This is a genomic window from Amycolatopsis sp. FDAARGOS 1241 (assembly GCF_016889705.1).
Classification (GTDB): domain Bacteria; phylum Actinomycetota; class Actinomycetes; order Mycobacteriales; family Pseudonocardiaceae; genus Amycolatopsis.
In genome coordinates this window covers 9753545-9769637 of sequence record NZ_CP069526.1, presented here as the reverse complement: position 1 = coordinate 9769637, position 16093 = coordinate 9753545, and the positions used below count along the sequence as shown (strand labels likewise).

General features: G+C 70.4%; 18 protein-coding genes. 7 read left to right on the top strand and 11 right to left on the bottom strand.

The window, feature by feature from the left end; genetic code table 11:
- Positions 1-111: 111 nt before the first annotated feature.
- Positions 112-708, top strand: coding sequence for a nitroreductase family protein (locus I6J71_RS47235; RefSeq protein WP_204092803.1), 597 nt, complete (start codon positions 112-114; stop codon positions 706-708).
- Positions 709-815: 107 nt separating this feature from the next.
- Complete coding sequence (locus I6J71_RS47230; protein WP_204092802.1) at positions 816-1490, top strand: hypothetical protein; 675 nt, start codon at positions 816-818, stop codon at positions 1488-1490.
- Positions 1491-1541: 51 nt separating this feature from the next.
- Here I6J71_RS47230 and I6J71_RS47225 read toward each other — a convergent pair whose 3' ends face one another.
- Positions 1542-1919 carry a hypothetical protein gene (locus I6J71_RS47225; RefSeq protein ID WP_204092801.1) on the bottom strand — a complete coding sequence of 126 codons (378 nt, stop codon included), beginning with the start codon at positions 1917-1919 and terminating at the stop codon, positions 1542-1544.
- Between the two features lie 244 nt (positions 1920-2163).
- Between I6J71_RS47225 and leuA the strand changes: the two genes are divergently transcribed.
- Together leuA and I6J71_RS47215 are read left to right on the top strand one after the other, a co-directional pair.
- Complete coding sequence (gene leuA, locus I6J71_RS47220; protein WP_204092800.1) at positions 2164-3951, top strand: 2-isopropylmalate synthase; 1788 nt, start codon at positions 2164-2166, stop codon at positions 3949-3951.
- A 63-nt stretch (positions 3952-4014) separates the two neighbouring features.
- Positions 4015-4986, top strand: a complete 972-nt coding sequence (locus I6J71_RS47215; protein ID WP_204092799.1) for a YafY family protein — start codon at positions 4015-4017, stop codon at positions 4984-4986.
- Here the strand turns inward: I6J71_RS47215 and I6J71_RS47210 are convergent.
- On the bottom strand, positions 4977-5876 hold the full coding sequence (locus tag I6J71_RS47210) for an SDR family oxidoreductase (protein ID WP_204092798.1): 900 nt from the start codon (positions 5874-5876) through the stop codon (positions 4977-4979). The two genes, I6J71_RS47215 and I6J71_RS47210, sit on opposite strands and share 10 nt — an antisense overlap.
- Positions 5877-6027: 151 nt before the next feature.
- Here I6J71_RS47210 and I6J71_RS47205 point away from each other — a divergent pair, with 151 nt between their 5' ends.
- On the top strand, positions 6028-6582 hold the full coding sequence (locus tag I6J71_RS47205; RefSeq protein WP_204092797.1) for a DedA family protein: 555 nt from the start codon (positions 6028-6030) through the stop codon (positions 6580-6582).
- Here the strand turns inward: I6J71_RS47205 and I6J71_RS47200 are convergent.
- Positions 6572-7477, bottom strand: coding sequence for a LysR family transcriptional regulator (locus I6J71_RS47200; protein WP_204092796.1), 906 nt, complete (start codon positions 7475-7477; stop codon positions 6572-6574). The two genes, I6J71_RS47205 and I6J71_RS47200, sit on opposite strands and share 11 nt — an antisense overlap.
- An 88-nt stretch (positions 7478-7565) precedes the next feature.
- On the opposite strand from I6J71_RS47200, the gene I6J71_RS47195 reads away from it, so the two are divergent.
- Positions 7566-8474, top strand: coding sequence for an EamA family transporter (locus I6J71_RS47195; protein ID WP_204092795.1), 909 nt, complete (start codon positions 7566-7568; stop codon positions 8472-8474).
- A 139-nt stretch (positions 8475-8613) separates the two neighbouring features.
- Here I6J71_RS47195 and I6J71_RS51605 read toward each other — a convergent pair whose 3' ends face one another.
- From I6J71_RS51605 to I6J71_RS47175, 4 genes are all read right to left on the bottom strand, one after another.
- On the bottom strand, positions 8614-8880 hold the full coding sequence (locus tag I6J71_RS51605) for a hypothetical protein (protein ID WP_204092794.1): 267 nt from the start codon (positions 8878-8880) through the stop codon (positions 8614-8616).
- Positions 8881-9049: 169 nt separating this feature from the next.
- On the bottom strand, positions 9050-9694 hold the full coding sequence (locus I6J71_RS47185; protein ID WP_204092793.1) for a DedA family protein: 645 nt from the start codon (positions 9692-9694) through the stop codon (positions 9050-9052).
- A gap of 107 nt (positions 9695-9801) precedes the next feature.
- Positions 9802-10998 (bottom strand): RNA polymerase sigma factor, encoded by a 1197-nt coding sequence (locus tag I6J71_RS47180; RefSeq protein ID WP_204092792.1) that lies wholly within the window; start codon positions 10996-10998, stop codon positions 9802-9804.
- Positions 10995-11375, bottom strand: a complete 381-nt coding sequence (locus tag I6J71_RS47175; RefSeq protein WP_204092791.1) for a YciI family protein — start codon at positions 11373-11375, stop codon at positions 10995-10997. The genes I6J71_RS47180 and I6J71_RS47175 overlap by 4 nt, the downstream gene beginning before the upstream one ends.
- Positions 11376-11479: 104 nt before the next feature.
- Here I6J71_RS47175 and I6J71_RS47170 point away from each other — a divergent pair, with 104 nt between their 5' ends.
- A complete protein-coding gene (locus I6J71_RS47170) occupies positions 11480-11902 on the top strand; it encodes a nuclear transport factor 2 family protein (RefSeq protein ID WP_204092790.1) in 423 nt (140 codons plus the stop codon).
- Between the two features lie 48 nt (positions 11903-11950).
- Here I6J71_RS47170 and I6J71_RS47165 read toward each other — a convergent pair whose 3' ends face one another.
- From I6J71_RS47165 to I6J71_RS47150, 4 genes are read right to left on the bottom strand one after another with little or no spacing between them, the layout of a single operon-like run.
- Entirely contained in the window at positions 11951-13075 is a 1125-nt protein-coding gene (locus I6J71_RS47165; protein ID WP_204092789.1) for an ABC transporter ATP-binding protein, read from the bottom strand.
- Positions 13072-14067, bottom strand: coding sequence for an ABC transporter ATP-binding protein (locus I6J71_RS47160; protein WP_204092788.1), 996 nt, complete (start codon positions 14065-14067; stop codon positions 13072-13074). Before I6J71_RS47160 ends, I6J71_RS47165 begins: the two co-directional genes overlap by 4 nt.
- A 3-nt stretch (positions 14068-14070) precedes the next feature.
- A complete protein-coding gene (locus tag I6J71_RS47155) occupies positions 14071-15006 on the bottom strand; it encodes an ABC transporter permease (protein ID WP_204092787.1) in 936 nt (311 codons plus the stop codon).
- Positions 15003-16004, bottom strand: coding sequence for an ABC transporter permease (locus I6J71_RS47150; protein WP_204092786.1), 1002 nt, complete (start codon positions 16002-16004; stop codon positions 15003-15005). Before I6J71_RS47150 ends, I6J71_RS47155 begins: the two co-directional genes overlap by 4 nt.
- Positions 16005-16093 lie beyond the last annotated feature (89 nt).

Below are 16093 nucleotides of genomic sequence, written 5' to 3'. Positions count from 1 at the left end.
CACACCGATCAGGGGTGTGGTCGAAGTAAATTTTCCTTAACACCACGGAAATGTTCGAAGCCCTTCCGCCGGAGTGACGGAGAGCACTTCTCCCGTACTACGGTGCGGAACGTGCGCAAACCCGCCGAGACCCGTGTACCCGTCCTGCCGGCCATCGCCGAGCGCTGGAGCCCCCGCGCCTACGACGCCGCAGCGGAAGTCACGTCCCACCAACTGGTAACCCTCCTCGAAGCCGCGCGCTGGGCGCCGTCGTTCGGCAACACGCAGCCGGCCCGCTACCTCGTCGGGCGGCGCGGCGACCCGACGTTCGCCCGCATCCTCGCGACGCTCAACACCGGCAACCAGGCGTGGGCGTTCCGCGCGGGCGCGCTGCTGATCGGCGTGATGGTCACCGCGAACGAGAAGGGCGACGTCCCGTACGCCGAGTACGGCCTCGGCTTGGCGAGTGAAAACCTCGTGCTGCAGGCGGTCGAACTCGGCCTCATCGCGCACCAGATGGCGGGCTTCTCCCCCGACGCCGTGCGCTCGTCGTTCGGGTTGCCCGACAACGCGGTGCCCCGCGTGGCCATCGCCGTCGGGCACCCGGCCGACGCGAGCGTGCTCGACGACGAAAGGCGTGTCGAACGCGAGCTCAAACCGCGCCAGCGCATCCCGTTGAACGAGTTCGCCTTCAGCGGCGAATGGGGCACCCCCGCGCTGGACGACTGACCGCATTCACTTCGCGTCGCCCAGTAACGTCGGCGGACTACGGAACCGCTGGTCGAGAGGCCGCATCGAAGCCGGCACACACTGGGTGGACACGAGGAGAGAACGAAATGCGTAGTCGTGTGCTGGCGGCCCTGGGGGTCTCCGCGGCAGCGCCGGCTCTGGCCGGCTGCTCGGGAGAGACGAGCGGCACGCCGTCGGCTGCGGCCGGCACCCCGGCGCCGAGCCCGAGCAGCAGCAACACCACCGGCAGCGCGCCCGACAGCAGCACCGCCGGGACGGCGGACACCACGTCGGCCGGCGGGTTCACGCAGCAGGGCACCAAGCTCAAGCTGGGCCAGAAAGCCGTCGTGCCGTTCAAGTCCGAGGGGCACACGGGCTCGATCGGCGTCACGGTCAAGTCGATCGACAAGGGCACCGAGGCCGACCTCGCGCCGCTCGACCTCGGCGTCAAGGCCAAGGGCATGACGCCGTACTACGTGCGCGTCACCGTGTCGAACGAGAGCGGCGCGGACTTTTCGTACACGTCGCTCGGCCTGATGAACGCGCTGCTGCCCGACGGTTCCCAGGCGCAGGGTGTGTCCGTGATCGGCACGTTCGACAAGTGCGACAGCGGCGACGCGGGCAAGGACTTCACCACGAAGGGCGCGACGTTCGAGAGTTGCGTGCTCGCGCTGGCCGGCCCGGGCACGTCGGTCACCGGCGCGGAGTACGACGAGAGCTCGTACCAGGACCAGGCGCCGGACACCGACTACGGCGACAAGCCGATCACCTGGCAGTCCTGAGCCACCGTCCGACGCGTGGGCGGGCCGTCCGCGAGGCAGGCCGCCACCGGGTCAGGAGACCGCACCGCCGATGCGGCGGAGGATCTTCGCGACGATCCCGGACACCACGAGCCAGAAGATCGCCGCGATGCCGTAGTTCACGAGGACCCTGAGTTTTGCGTCACTCGGGGTGAACAGGTCCTTGAAGCCAACTGACAGCCAGTCGGCCCAGTTCCGGACGAACGAGACGATCCCGTTGGCCGGATTGGCCTCGCCGACGACGAAGATCACGTGCAGCACGAGGATCGCGGCGAAGATCAGCCCGACCCACCGCACGAGCGTGGCCAAGAAGGAAAACCCCTGCTCACGGGTACGCCGCCAATCGATCTCGGCGCGCTTCGGCCGTGGCTCGGTGTCCTTCTCGGGGGCTTGTTCGGCGTGCTCGGCCATGTTCGGCAGTCTGACACGTCGCACCCCTGGCCGCTACCCGCTGGTAACACGTAGTGCGCACCGCACGTAACAGTTCGATCGCGGAGGTGACTTCACAACCGCCGCGGTCCGCGGTTAAGGTGGCTGCGTGGCGCGTGCTCTCCTGCTTCGCTGCCGCGACGGGGCCTGACCAGACCGGCTCCTCGTCGCGGGGCTTCGTGGTGCCGGTCGTTCGCACCCACCTCGTCAGGAGACGTCTTCACCCATGAGCACGACCGACCCCCGCACGGCCTCGTCCCGCGTCCGCACGCCGTCTCGTCCGGCGCCTCAGGGACAGCCCGCCTGGAACCCCCAGCGCGGTACGTCGATGCCCGTCCACCGCTACAAGCCGTGGTACCAGCTCGTCGAGAACATCGACCTGCCCGACCGCACCTGGCCGGACAAGCGCATCGAGCGCGCGCCGCTGTGGTGCGCCGTGGACCTGCGTGACGGCAACCAGGCCCTGATCGACCCGATGTCGCCCGCGCGCAAGCGCAAGTTCTTCGACCTGCTCGTACGCATGGGCTACAAGGAGATCGAGGTCGGCTTCCCGGCGGCGTCGCAGACCGACTTCGACTTCGTGCGCGAGATCATCGAAGAGGGCGCGATCCCCGACGACGTGCACATCCAGGTGCTGACGCAGTGCCGGCCCGAGCTCATCGAGCGCACGTTCAAGGCGCTGGAGGGCGCGCCGCGCGCGATCGTGCACATCTACAACTCGACATCGATCCTGCAGCGGCGCGTGGTGTTCCGCGAGGAACGCGAAGGCATCAAGAAGATCGCGACGCAGGGCGCGGAGATGGTCCTCGACCTCGCCGCCAAGCAGCCCGACACGGAGTTCCGCTTCCAGTACTCGCCCGAGTCCTACACCGGCACCGAGCTGTCGTACGCGCTCGAGGTGTGCAACGCCGTCACCGAGATCTGGCAGCCGACGCCTCAACGGCCGGTGATCCTGAACCTGCCGGCGACCGTCGAGATGGCGACCCCGAACGTCTACGCCGACTCGATCGAGTGGATGAGCCGCAACCTGGAGCGGCGCGACTCGGTGATCCTGTCGCTGCACCCGCACAACGACCGCGGTACGGGCATCGCGGCCGCCGAGCTGGGCTACCAGGCGGGCGCCGACCGCATCGAGGGCTGCCTGTTCGGCAACGGCGAGCGCACCGGCAACGTCGACCTCGTCGCGCTGGGCATGAACCTGTTCAGCCAGGGCATCGACCCGCAGATCGACTTCTCCGACATCGACGAGATCAAGCGCACCGTCGAGTACTGCAACCAGCTGCCCGTGGCCGAGCGCACCCCGTGGGGCGGCGACCTGGTTTTCACCGCGTTCTCCGGCAGCCACCAGGACGCGATCAACAAGGGCCTCGACGCGCTGAAGGACGCCGCCGACAAGGCGGGCGTGCCGGTCGAGGACTACCCGTGGGAGGTCCCGTACCTGCCGATCGACCCGAAGGACGTCGGCCGCACGTACGAGGCCGTGATCCGCGTGAACTCGCAGTCCGGCAAGGGCGGCGTCGCCTACATCATGAAGGCCGAGCACCAGCTCGACCTGCCGCGGCGCCTGCAGATCGAGTTCTCGAAGGTGGTCCAGGCCTATACCGACACCGAGGGCGGCGAGGTCGACCCGGCCACGATGTGGAACGCCTTCGCCAAGGAGTACCTGGAGCCGCGCACGCCGCTGGAGCTGGTGCGTCAGCGCGTGACCGACAACGGTGGCGGCGAGTACGACATCGAGGCCACCGTGACCGTCGAGGGCGACGAGCACGACATCACCGGCCGGGGCAACGGTCCCATCGCGGCGTTCTTCGACGCGCTGTCCACCGTCGGCTTCGACCTGCGGCTCCTGGACTACAGCGAGCACACCCTGACCCCGGGCGACGACTCGCGCGCCGCGTCGTACATCGAGTGCGCGATCTCCGACCGCGTCTACTGGGGCGTGGGCATCGACCCGTCGATCGTGACGTCGTCGCTGCGCGCCGTGGTGAGCGCGGTGAACCGGGCCCAGCGCTGAGCTGACTGGATTCGTGAAGGCCACCTCCCGCCCGGGAGGTGGCCTTCACGGCATTCTGGGGGCATGAAGGCGGAGAGGCTCGTGGCGCTGCTGTTCACGTTGCAGCGGCGCCGCAGCGCGACCGCGGCCGAGCTGGCCGGGGAGCTGGGTGTGTCCGAGCGCACGATGCACCGCGACCTGGCGGCGTTGCGCGACGCCGGCGTTCCACTGTGGACGGAGCAGGGCCGGTACGGTGGCTTCCGGCTCGTCGACGGCTGGCGGGCGGGGCTCGAAGGCCTCACCGCGCGGGAGGCCGTGGCGTTGTTCGCGCTCGGGGTGCCCGACGCGCTCGCCGGGCTCGGGCTCGGCACCGCCGGCAGCGCGGCGCGCGCGAAGGTGTCCGCCGCGATGCCGGCGCAGCTGCGGGAGCACGCCGCGCTCGTCGCCGGCCGGTTCCACCTCGACGCGCCGGGCTGGTGGGGTACGGCCGACGAGCCGCCGGCGTTGAGCGCCGTCTCGCGCGCGGTGTGGGCGCAACGGCGGCTCGCGATCACGTACCGGCGGCGGGACAAGGAGCTGGAGCGTGAGCTGGAGCCGCTGGGGCTCGTGCTCAAGGCCGGTGTCTGGTACGTCGTGGCCCGCGTCGACGGCGGCTTCCGCACGTACCGCGTGTCCCGGATCCTGCGCGCCGGCGAGCCGGCCGAGCGCTTCGAGCGCCCCGCCGACTTCGACCTGCCGGCGTGGTGGCGCGCGTCGTCGGCGACGTTCGAGCAGGTCGACCGGCCGCTGCGGGTCACGGCGCGGCTGAGCCGGCTCGCCGTGCGAGAACTGCGCCGGGTGTTCGGCGGCGAGCACCTGGCGGACACCGTGGTGACCCTGGGCGAACCCGGCGCCGACGGCTGGGCCGAGGCCGAGCTGGCGCTGGAGGGCGGCGAGATCGGCCTCGGTCAGCTCGTCGCGCTCAGCCCGGGCGTCGAGGTGCTCGACCCGCCGGAGCTGCGCGCGGAGCTGGCGAAGATCGGCGCCGAGCTCGCCGCCCGCAACGGTCAGCGGTAGCCGGTGGTGTCCGCGGGCTTGCCGGCGTCCGCCACTTCCACGAGGTAGCGCCACGCGTCGGGCCGGCTGCCGTCCACGTCGTCGACCTCGTAGGCCCGCGCGAGCTGCCCGCTGCTCACCGTCTGCCCCGACCAGCGGTGGCGGTCCGGGTCCGCGGCCAACGCGGCGATCGTGCGGCCGCAGAACGTCGGCGTCTCGGAGATCTCGAAGTGCGGCACGCGTTCGCACGCGTCACGCCAGTTCTCCTCGGTGACGCCGTAGATCTCCAGCATCGCCTCCGACCGCAGGTAGCCGGGGGTGAACGCGACGGCCGTGCAGCCGTACGGCGTCAACTCGGCGGCTTCACCGATCGCCAGCAGGTGCGCCGAAGCCTTCGCGACGTAGAACGGCAACGACGTGCCCGCGCGGTACTTCGCGTTGTACTCGGCCGTGCCGTCGGTGAGCTCGACGAGCAGGCCACCCGGCCGCCGGATCAGCAGCGGCAGCAGGTGGTGGCTCGTGATCAGGTGCGCGTCGATCGCCAGGCGAATCATGCGCAGGCTCGCCTCCAGCGAGTGCTCCCACACCGGTTTGCCCCACTCGAGGTGGCGGTCACCGCCCCAGAGGCCGTCGACGAGGATGTCGAGCCGGTCGATCCGCTCGGCCAGCGCCGCCACCTCGCCGGGTTCCAGGTGGTCGACGCGGACCGCCTCGCCCTGGCCGCCCGCCCGCTCGATGAGCGACACGGTTTCCTCGATCGTCTCCGGTCGGTCCACTTCGGACCGGCCGGCCTGGCTGCTGCGCCCCGTCACGTAAACGAACGCACCCGCGCGCCCCAGCTCCACCGCGATGGCCCGGCTCGCGCCGCGCGTCCCGCCCGCGACCAGGGCGATCTTTCCCGAAAGGTTCATGCGGACCACGGTCACGCGAAACCATGACAACACCTGTCACCGTTCGGCTGAGGTTAGAGGAAGGTTCGGGCCGGCTGTGCACCGCCTGTGCCTTGCTGTGAGTACCCGGTGAAGGGGCTTCATCCGCGCCCGCGAGACGGTTAATGGAGGGGTGGACACTACGACGGTCGGACTCCTCGTGCTGTTCGTCGTCTCGCTGGTGCCGCTGCTGCCCACCGAGGTGACGATCCTCGGCATGGGCATCGCCGCGGCGCAGGGCGGGACGCCGCTCGCGCTGGTGATCTCGGTCGCCACCGTCGGCTGCCTGGTCTCGGACCAGGCCCTCTACGCGCTCGGTCGCTTCGGCGGCGCGCGCGTACTCGAACGGCTCGGCCGCCGGGGCAAGATGGCCGCCGGACTGGCCTGGCTCGACGGCCGCCTGCAGCGCCACCCACGGCCGATCCTCGTCGTCGCGCGCTGGCTCCCCTCCGGCGGCACTGTCGGCGCGCTGCTCGCCGGCTCCCTGCGCTGGCCCATGGGCGAGTTCTTCACGGCCTCGGCGATCGGCGTCACGCTCTGGACGTCGTATGTCGCCTTCCTCGGCTACGCGGGCGGCGAGCTCATCACGGATCCCGGCGTGAGCATGCTGCTCTCGTTCGGCGTCGCGACGCTGCTGGGCGCGGCGATCACGTTCGGCATCCGCCGGGCGTCCACGGCTAGCCGGTGAGCGCGGCCACTTCCGCGCGCAGCTCCGCGATCACCGTCGACACCGCCGGACGAGACAACGCGCCACGCCGGCACACGACCTCGACCAGCCGCGCGGCGCGGATGCCGGCCAGCGGACGGCCGACCAGACCACTGCCCCGGCGCGTGTCCATCGTGTAGCGGGGCAGCAGGGCGATGCCGTGACCGGCGGCGACGAGCCGTTCGGTGATGCGGAAGTCGTTGATGCGCTGGACGATCTGCGGGCGCACACCCGTGCGGACGGTGAGCGAGCGCAGCACGTCGTCGACGGGGAAGCCGTGGTCGACGGAGATCCAGCGCTCGTCCGCGAGGTCGGCGAGGTCCACGCGGCGGCGGCGCGCGAGGGCGTGGCCGGCGGGCAGCGCGACGTCGAGCGGCTCACGCAGCAGCGGCACGACCTCGAGCCGGTCGGACGAGAACTCCGGCGCGTGCTCGTCGCGGTGGGTCACGACCACGTCGTAGTCCGCGACGAGCGACGGCACGTCCGACGGCGTCATGTCGACGTCGCGCACGTCCACCTCGAGCCCTTCGTACTGCGCGACGCGGGTCAGCAGCCCCGGCAGCAGCATCAGGCCCGCCGACTGGAAGATCGCGATCCGCACCCGCCCGCGCGGCGCGCTGCGGTACGTGTCGAGCTCGGACTCGGCGCGGTCGAGCGCCGCGAGCACCTCGTCGGCGCGCGCGACGAGCGCCCGGCCCGCGTCCGTGAGGCGCAGCCCGCGGCCGTCGGGTTCCGTCAGCGGCAAACCGACCTCCGCCTGCAGCGCGCGCAGCTGCTGCGACACCGCCGAAGGGGTGCAGTGCAGCGCCGTCGCCGCGGCCGTGACGCTGCCGCGATCCGCGAACTCCCGCAATGTCCGAAGTCTGCCGAGGTCCACGATGTCCACCTTATGTGAAGCGCGGCTACAGGGTCGGTGCAGTTTTTCTCGCTGGTCCTTCACGGTCGCCGAATGCAGAGTGGAGGTCATGCCCGCACGTGACCGTCTGCTCGCCGTGCTCGTCGCCGTCCTGTGGGGCTGCAACTTCCTCGCCATCCACGCAGCCCTGGGCCAGTTCCCGCCGATGTTCGCCGGCGCGCTGCGTTTCGGGCTGATCGCGCTCCCGACGATCCTGTTCGTGCCGTGGCCGAAGGTGAAGCTGCGCTACCTGATCGGCTACGGCCTGGGCTTCGGCACGGGCCAGTTCGCCTTCCTGTTCGTGGCGATGGACCTGGGCATGCCGACAGGCCTGGCGTCGCTGGTGCTGCAGTCGTCCGCGCCGTTCACCGTGCTGCTCGGCGCGTTCCTCCTGCGTGAACGCGTGTCCGGGCGCCAGCTGGCCGGCATCCTGCTCGCAGTGGCGGGCATGACGGCCATCGCTTGGCAGCAGTCGGGCCACGCCGCACTGCTCCCGGTGGTCCTGACGCTGCTGGCCGCGTTGAGCTGGGCGTTCGGCAACCTCGCGGTGCGCCGCGCGACGCCGGATACGCCGATGCACCTCATGCTGTGGATGTCGGTGGTGCCGCCGCTGCCGATGCTCGCACTGTCGTTCGTCTTCGAAGGCCCCGCGGCCGACTGGAGTTCACTCACGACGCTGGGCACCACCACGGGCCTCATCGGCGTCGCCGGCATGGCTTACGTGATCGTCTTCGGCACGGTCGTCGGCTCCGGCATCTGGACGACGCTGATGAAGCACCACCCCGCGGGTGTCGTCGCGCCGTTCTCGCTGCTCGTGCCGGTGGTCGGGCTGACCGCCTCGTACTTCGTGCTCGACGAGGTGCCCTCGGTACTCGAGATCGTCGCCGCGGCCGTCGTCATCGGTGGGGTGCTGCTCGGTTCGCTGCGCCGCAAGCCCGCCGAGCTACCGGACGAGGACATGCTGCCCGCCGGGGCCTAGCTGTGCGCCCTGTGGAGTTGTTGCCGCGGGTGATGGGTGGGCGCCGGTTCAGGGCGGTGTGGGTGCGCTGGTGGTTGCAGTGGGATCGGTTGTCCGGCCGGGCGGTCCAGCCAGACCAGTCTCGGCATGTGGTGGCGGGTCAGGACCCGGTGCACCGTCGAGGCGTGCAGGTCGAGGATCGCGCCGATGCGGGCCGGGCCCAGGCGCCGGTCCGCCGCAGCTGGATAAATCTGCGGCTCAATCCGGCCCGGGACACGAGCCCGGGCGGTGGTGTGGCCTGCTGCAACGATCGAGCAGACCGGCGGTCGTCGTAGCAGCGGACCCACTTGTGCCCGTTCGCGCGTGAGATCTCCAGCTCGGCGGTGACACGGGCGACGGGGCGTCCCGCGTGGACACGCTCGATCAACAAAGGTCGGTCGTGCGAGACCAAACGGACATTTCGGGTGGAGAACGAAGACCTCCGTTGTGATCGGTGCCGGCCTCAGGCGCCAGCACCACACGCGGAGGCCGGCGTCATGATCAACCCGGCGCACCGCTCACACGTCGACACCGTCCAAGGCCACTGCACCCGGCGCTCAGGCGACGGCGTCGTCCTTCTGCTCCACCGCGTGGGCTTCGTGGTTGCGGGACATGCGCTTCTTCAGTACCAGCGTCACGACCACACCGATCACCAGCGCGGCGCCCAGGCCCGCCCACTGGAAGCCCTTGAGCCACTTGTCCGCGACGACGCCCAGGTAGTAGATGAGCGCGGTCGTACCGCCGGCCCAGATGATGCCGCCGAGGGCGTTGGCCAGCAGGAAGCGCGGGTAGTGCATGTTGAGCGAGCCCGCGAGCGGGCCGGCCAGGATGCGCAGCACCGCGACGAACCGGCCGAAGAACACGGCCCACATGCCGCGTTTGTGGAAGATCCGTTCGGCGTTCGCGACGTGCTGGGGCCCGAAGTGCTTGGGGAACTTCCGGCCCGCCCAGTCGAAGAGCCGTTTGCCACCCTTGCGGCCGATGAGGTAGCCGATGCTGTCGCCGATGATGGCGCCCGCGCTGGCGAGGATGCCGATCCACAGGGGGTTGAGACCGCCGTGCGACGAGGCGAGCAGGGCCGCGCTGACGAGCACGATCTCCCCCGGCAGCGGGATGCCGAGGCTTTCGACCATCACGACGAGCCCCACGAGCAGGTAGACCGACAGCGGAGGGATCGCCTCCAGCACGTGGTCGATGTTCACTACCCCTACCCCCTGCGGCTTGCCGGATTCGTACGTCTTCCCCGCAGCGTACCGGGGCCGACGGGCGCGGTCGTCAGCCTTCGGTCGGGGGTGGGGTCCGACTTCGGTCAGGGTTTTCCGGACATACCACGCAAAGCACGTGACTCGAGGTGCCGGCGTTCGGGCAGGCTCAACGTCCGGCGCGCGGCCGCAGCGTAGTGCCCGCGGGCGGCCTCGGCGTCACCGGCCAGCTCGAGCAGGTGCGCGCGGACGACGTCCACGCGGTAGTGGTCCGGCTGTTCCGTCGCGTCGAGTTCGGCGAGGGCGGCGGCCGGGCCCTCGACCTTCGCCAGCGCGACGAGCCGGTTGAGCGTCACCATCGGTCCGGGCGCGACCTGGCGCAGCAGGTCGTAGAGCAGCAGGATTTGCGGCCAGTCGGTGTCCTCGGCGGCCGGCGCCTCGTCGTGGACGGCGGCGATCGCGGCCTGCAGCTGGTAGGGGCCGACGGGCGCGGTCGCGAGCGCGTGGCTGATGAGCGCGGTGCCCTCGGCGATGGCGGCCGCGTCCCACCGCGACCGGTCCTGCTCCGCGAGCGGGACCATCGTGCCGTCCGGGCCGAGCCGGGCGGCCCGCCGAGCGCCGGTGAGCAGCATCAGGGCCAGCAGCCCCGTGACCTCGCCGTCTTCGGGCAGCTCGGCGTGCAGCTGCCGTGTGAGCCGGATCGCCTCCGCCGTGAGCTCCACGCGGTCGACGGCCGTGCCCGCGCTCGCCGTGTGGCCCTCGGTGAAGATCAGGTACAGCACCTGCAGCACGGCCGCGACGCGAGCGGGCCGCTCGTCCGCCGGCGGCAGGCTGAACGACGTGCCCTTCACCTTCTGCTTCGCGCGGCTGATGCGCTGGCCGATCGTCGCCTCCGGCACGAGGAACGCCCGCGCGATCTCAGCCGTCGTCAGGCCGCCCACGGCTCGCAGCGTCAACGCGACCTGCGACGGGCGCGTCAGCGCCGGGTGGCAGCACAGCAGCAGCAACGTGAGCGTGTCGTCCACGGCCGGAGCCGGGTCCGGGTCGGGTGGCGCCAGCGCCGCCACGGTCTCCTCACGCCGCTGGCGTGCGGTTTCACGGCGGAACAGCTCGATCCGCCGACGCGAGGCCGTAGTGATGAGCCACGCTTTGGGCTTGTCCGGCACGCCATCGCGCGGCCACTGCAGCGCGGCGGCGAGCAGGGCCTCCTGCACGGCGTCCTCACACGTGTCGAACCCGCCGTAGCGGCGCACGAGCGCGGTGAGGACCTGCGGCGCCAGCTCGCGCAGGAGACCCTCGATCACAGCTCGAAGTCCACGTCGCCGGTCAGGCCCATCACGGGCCGGACCTCGATCGTCGCGTACGGCGCCTCCGGGATGCGCGCCGCGATCGCCAGCGCGCGTTCCTCCGTCTCGCACTCCAGCAGGTAGATGCCGGCGAGCTGCTCCTTGATCTCCGCGAACGGCCCGTCGGTGGTGCTGACCTGTTCGTCGCGCACGATGACCTGTTTCGTGAGCTCGGGCGCGGCCAGCCGCTCGGACACGATGCGTTCGCCGGAGCTGTCGAGCTCCTCGTTGAACTCGACGTACGCACGCAGGCCCGCGGCTTTCTGCTCGTCGCTCATGCTCGCCCACACCGAACGCGACGCCGGGTTGCCGTAGATCAGGACCAGGTACTTCATCGGGTGCCTCCTCGTAATCGTCTTCTCCCGGGACGTCGAAGCCGCCGGCCGGGCTTCGACGTCCCCGGTGAACGCAACGACGGCGAACACAAGGAGAGCACAAAATGTCCGAAACCGAGATCCGGAACCTGCTGGCCGAGCGCACCTGCGCGATGCACGCCAAGGATCCCGAGCGGCTGGTCGCGGGCTACGCCGCCGGCGCCGTGAAGTTCGACCTCGCGCCGCCGCTGCGCACCACCGGCGCGTCGGCGGAGTTCCTCACGAAGTGGTTCGGCACCTTCGACAGCCCGGTGATGTACGAGTACCGCGACCCCGAGGTGACGGTGTCCGGCGACCTGGCGTTCGTCACGAGCCTCACCAGGATGTCGGCCGTGCCCGCCGGGATGAGCGAGCCGTTCACGCTGTGGTTCCGCTCGACGCTGTGCTTGCGCCGCGTCGACGGCACGTGGCGGATCGTGCACGAGCACAACTCGACGCCGTTCGCCATGGACGGCAGCTTCCGCGCCGCGATCGACCTGCAGCCCTGAAAAACCGAGCGGCGGCGAGTCCGAAGTGGACTCGCCGCCGCTCGGGGGTTACAGGATCTCCGTCACCGAACCGACGTCCGGGGCACCCGCGTCCCCGCTCAGCGCGCCGGTGAGCTCCACGAGCGCGGGCTCCACGTCGTGCGGCTGGATGCGGCCGTCGCGGATGTCCTCGGCGTAGTGGCAGGCCACGCGATGCCCGGCACCGATCTCCCGCAGCTGCGGGCGGTCGGTGTCGCACAGGCTCGCCTGCCGCCACGGGCAGCGCGTGTGGAACCGGCAGCCCGTCGGCGGGTTGGCCGGCGAGGGCAGGTCGCCCGCCAGCAGGATCTGCTCGCGGGTGTCCTCCACGACCGGGTCCGGCACCGGGATCGCCGAGAGCAGCGCCCGCGTGTACGGGTGCAGCGGGTTCTCATACAGCTCGGCCGACGTGGTCTCCTCGACCAGCGCGCCCAGGTACATCACGCCGATGCGGTCGGAGATGTGCCGGACGACGGCGAGGTCGTGGGCGATCACCACGTACGTGAGGCCCAGTTCGTTCTGCAGGTCCTCCAGCAGGTTCACGACCTGCGCCTGCACCGACACGTCGAGCGCCGACACCGGCTCGTCGGCCACGATCAGGTCCGGCTCCACCGTCAGCGCCCGCGCGATGCCGATGCGCTGGCGCTGTCCGCCCGAGAACTCGTGCGGGTACTTGCGCAGCGCCGTCTCCGGCAGGCCGACGGCGCCCAGCAGCTCACGCAGCCGCTGGTCGGTGGCCGCCTTGTCCTTGTCGAGGCCGTGCGCGCGCATGCCCTCGAGCAGGATCGACTCCACGGACTGGCGCGGGTCCAGGCTCGACATCGGGTCCTGGAAGATCATCTGCATCCGGCGGCGGGCCTTGCGCAGCTTCTCGCCCTTGAGGTGGGCCACGTCGGTGCCGTCGAACACGACTTTGCCCGCCGTCGGCTCGTTGAGCCGCAGGATCGCACGACCCAGCGTCGACTTGCCGCAGCCCGACTCGCCGACCAGGCCGTAGGTCTCGCCGCGGCGGATCGACAGGTCGACTCCGTCGACGGCGTACACGTGCCCGATCGTGCGGTCGACGACGATGCCGCGCTTGATCGGGAAGTGCACCTTGAGGCCGGTGACCTCGAGCAGCACGTCGGGGGTGTCCTCGGTGGTCACCTCGGTCATCGCGTCCCTCCTGCGGTGGCCACGGCGGGCTGCACCGGGTTGTGGCAGCGCAACAGCCCGCTCCGATCGGGAACCAGCTGCGGCGCGCTCTCCAGGCAAACCTGCAGCGCGTTGGGGCAGCGGGGCGCGAACGCGCACCCGCCCTCCCACGGGATGTTGTCGGCCACGGAACCGCGGATCGGCACGAGCTTCTCGCCGCGGCCCTCGTCGAGGCGCGGGATCGAGGCCAGCAGTCCGTGGGTGTACGGGTGCCGGGGCTCGGCGAACAGCGCGTGCCGCTCGTTGCGCTCCACGATCTTGCCGCCGTAGAGCACGTTGACCTCGTCGCACAGCCCCGCAACGACGCCGAGGTCGTGCGTGATCATGATCAGCGCGGTGCCCGTGTCCTGCACGAGTTCCCGCAGCAGCGCGAGGATCTGCGCCTGGATGGTCACGTCGAGCGCGGTGGTCGGCTCGTCGGCGATGAGCAGCCGCGGCCGGCAGGCGAGCGCGATCGCGATCAGCGCGCGCTGGCGCATCCCGCCCGAGAGCTGGTGCGGGTACTCCGACAGCCGCCGGTTCGGGTCCGGGATGCCGACCTTGTCGAGCAGGTCCACGGCCTCGAGCCGAGCTTTGCTGCGCGACAGCCCGCGGTGGCGTTCGAGCACCTCGGTGATCTGCAGGCCGATCGAGATCACGGGGTTGAGCGAGGACAGCGGGTCCTGGAAGACCATGCCCAGGTCGCGGCCGCGCCGGTCGCGCATCTCGCGGTCGGAGATCTTCAGCAGGTCGGTGCCCTCGAACGACACCGCGCCGCTGACTTTGTTGCCGCGCTTGGCGAGCAGCCGCATGATCGCCAGCGACGTCACGGACTTGCCGCAGCCGGACTCGCCGACGAGCCCGACCGTCTGGCCGGGTTCGACGTCGAAGCTGACGCCGTCGACCGCGGTGAACGGCTTCTCACCGCGGCGCTGGAACACGACCGAGAGGTCGCGGACTTCGAGGAGTGCCATGGTTTACCGCCGGTTCTTCGGGTCGAGGGCTTCGCGCAGGGACTCGCCGAGCAGCGTGAACCCGAGTGCCACCACGATGATCGCGATGGCCGGGTAGTACGCGAGCTCCGGGCGGATGTCGAGGAACTGGCGCGAAGCGTTGCCCAGCATCAGTCCCCACTCAGCCCGCGTCGGGTCCGGGTCGCCCAGGCCGAGGAACGACAGGGCGGCGGCTTCCAGGATCGCGGTGGCCAGCGTCAGCGTGGCCTGCACGATTACCGGGCCGACCGAGTTCGGCAGCATGTGGCGGAACACGATCGTCGTGCGCTTCACGCCCAGCGACGTCGCGGCCAGCACGTGGTCCGCTTCCCGTTGCGCCAGCATGGATCCGCGCAGCAGCCGGGCGAAGATCGGCACGCCGATGATCGACACGGCGAGGATCACCGTCCACTGGCTCGGCTTCGCGAACAGCGCCGCGATGGAGATCGCCAGCAGCAGCGACGGGAACGACAGCAGCACGTCGACCAGTCGCATGAGGACGGTGTCGACCCAGCCGCCGAACGCACCCGCGAGACCACCGATGAGCACACCCAGGAGCACGCCGATCAGGGTGGCGAGCACCCCGACGATCAGCGTCTGCTGCGCCCCGACGATGAGCCGCGACAGGAAGTCGCGGCCGAAGTCGTCGACGCCCAGCGGGAACCCCGGCTGCGGGCCCGGGATGATGCCGCGGCCCAGCTCCACCTGGCTCTGCAGGTAACGCACCTGCGGGTCCTTCGGCGCGATCAGCGGCGCGAAGATCGCCAGCAGCAGGAACAGCAACGTGATCACGCCACCGGTGATCGCGACCGGGCTGCGGAGCATGCGCCGCAGCGCTTCGGCCCCGAGGCTCCGGCCGCTCGCCGACGACTTCGCGAGCTTGTCGATCGGCTCTTTCTTCTTGGCAAGCAAAGTGTTCATCGCACACGCACCCTCGGGTCGATGATCCCGTACGAGATGTCGACCAGCATGTTCACCAGCACGTACACCAGAGCCCCGAACAGCAGCAGCGCCTGCAGCCGGGGGTAGTCACGCCGTTCGATACCTTCGGCCAGCAGGAAGCCGAGGCCGCGGAAGTTGAAGACCCGCTCGGTCAGCACCGCGCCACCGAGCAGCGCACCCGTCTGCAGGCCGATGGTCGTGACCACCGGGAGCAACGCGTTGCGCAGCACGTGCCGCCGCCGGATCACCGGCTGCGTGAGGCCTTTGGAGTTGGCCGTGCGGAGGAAGTCTTCGTTGAACACGTCGAGCACCGAGGCGCGCGTGATGCGCGTGATCACCGCGAGCGGGATGGTCGCCAGCGCGAACGCCGGCAGGATCAGGTGCTTGATCGCGTCCCAGACGGCGTCCCACTCGCTCGTCATGATGCCGTCGAGGATGGCGAAGTTGGTGATGCTGGTGGCGTCGATGCCGGGCGCCTGGCGGCCCTGCGACGGCAGCCCGAGCGGGGCGGCGAGCAGGTCCTGCATCATGTAGCCGAGGAAGAACACCGGTACCGCAACGCCAATCAGCGTCAGCACGATGATGATGTTGTCGGGGATGCCGCCGCGGAAGCGGGCGGCGAGGTAGCCGAAGGGCACGCCGAGGACGACCGCGATGATCATCGCCGACAGGCCGAGCTCGATGGTGGCCGGCAGGAAGGTGCCGATCTCCGACATCACCGGCTGCGCGGACACCAGCGAGTTGCCGAAGTCCCCGGTGACGGCTCGGCCGAGGAACTTGAAGTACTGCAAGATGATCGGCTGGTCCAGCCCGAGCACGTGGTTGAGGCTGGCGATCTTCTCCGGGGTCGCCTTGTCACCCAGCAGCGCGGCGGCCGGGCCACCGGGGAGCGAGCGCAACCACGCGAAGACCAGGATGGACAGGATGAGAAGCGTCGGAATCGCTTGTAGCACCCGACGCACGAGGAAACGGAGCACTTGTAGTCCTTTGTGTACAGCCCGGGCACGTGGGCAAAGGGGGCAGGCGCGGTAGCACCTGCCCCCCAGCCCGGCTGCTCAGAAGTCCA

Coding starts and splice junctions, on each gene's coding strand:
- I6J71_RS47230 (WP_204092802.1), top strand. CDS start 816: ATGCGTAGTCGTGTGCTGGCGGCCCTGGGGGTCTCCGCGGCAGCGCCG.
- I6J71_RS47225 (WP_204092801.1), bottom strand. CDS start 1,919: ATGGCCGAGCACGCCGAACAAGCCCCCGAGAAGGACACCGAGCCACGG.
- leuA (WP_204092800.1), top strand. CDS start 2,164: ATGAGCACGACCGACCCCCGCACGGCCTCGTCCCGCGTCCGCACGCCG.
- I6J71_RS47215 (WP_204092799.1), top strand. CDS start 4,015: ATGAAGGCGGAGAGGCTCGTGGCGCTGCTGTTCACGTTGCAGCGGCGC.
- I6J71_RS47210 (WP_204092798.1), bottom strand. CDS start 5,876: ATGAACCTTTCGGGAAAGATCGCCCTGGTCGCGGGCGGGACGCGCGGC.
- I6J71_RS47195 (WP_204092795.1), top strand. CDS start 7,566: ATGCCCGCACGTGACCGTCTGCTCGCCGTGCTCGTCGCCGTCCTGTGG.
- I6J71_RS47175 (WP_204092791.1), bottom strand. CDS start 11,375: ATGAAGTACCTGGTCCTGATCTACGGCAACCCGGCGTCGCGTTCGGTG.
- I6J71_RS47170 (WP_204092790.1), top strand. CDS start 11,480: ATGTCCGAAACCGAGATCCGGAACCTGCTGGCCGAGCGCACCTGCGCG.
- I6J71_RS47165 (WP_204092789.1), bottom strand. CDS start 13,075: ATGACCGAGGTGACCACCGAGGACACCCCCGACGTGCTGCTCGAGGTC.
- I6J71_RS47160 (WP_204092788.1), bottom strand. CDS start 14,067: ATGGCACTCCTCGAAGTCCGCGACCTCTCGGTCGTGTTCCAGCGCCGC.
- I6J71_RS47155 (WP_204092787.1), bottom strand. CDS start 15,006: ATGAACACTTTGCTTGCCAAGAAGAAAGAGCCGATCGACAAGCTCGCG.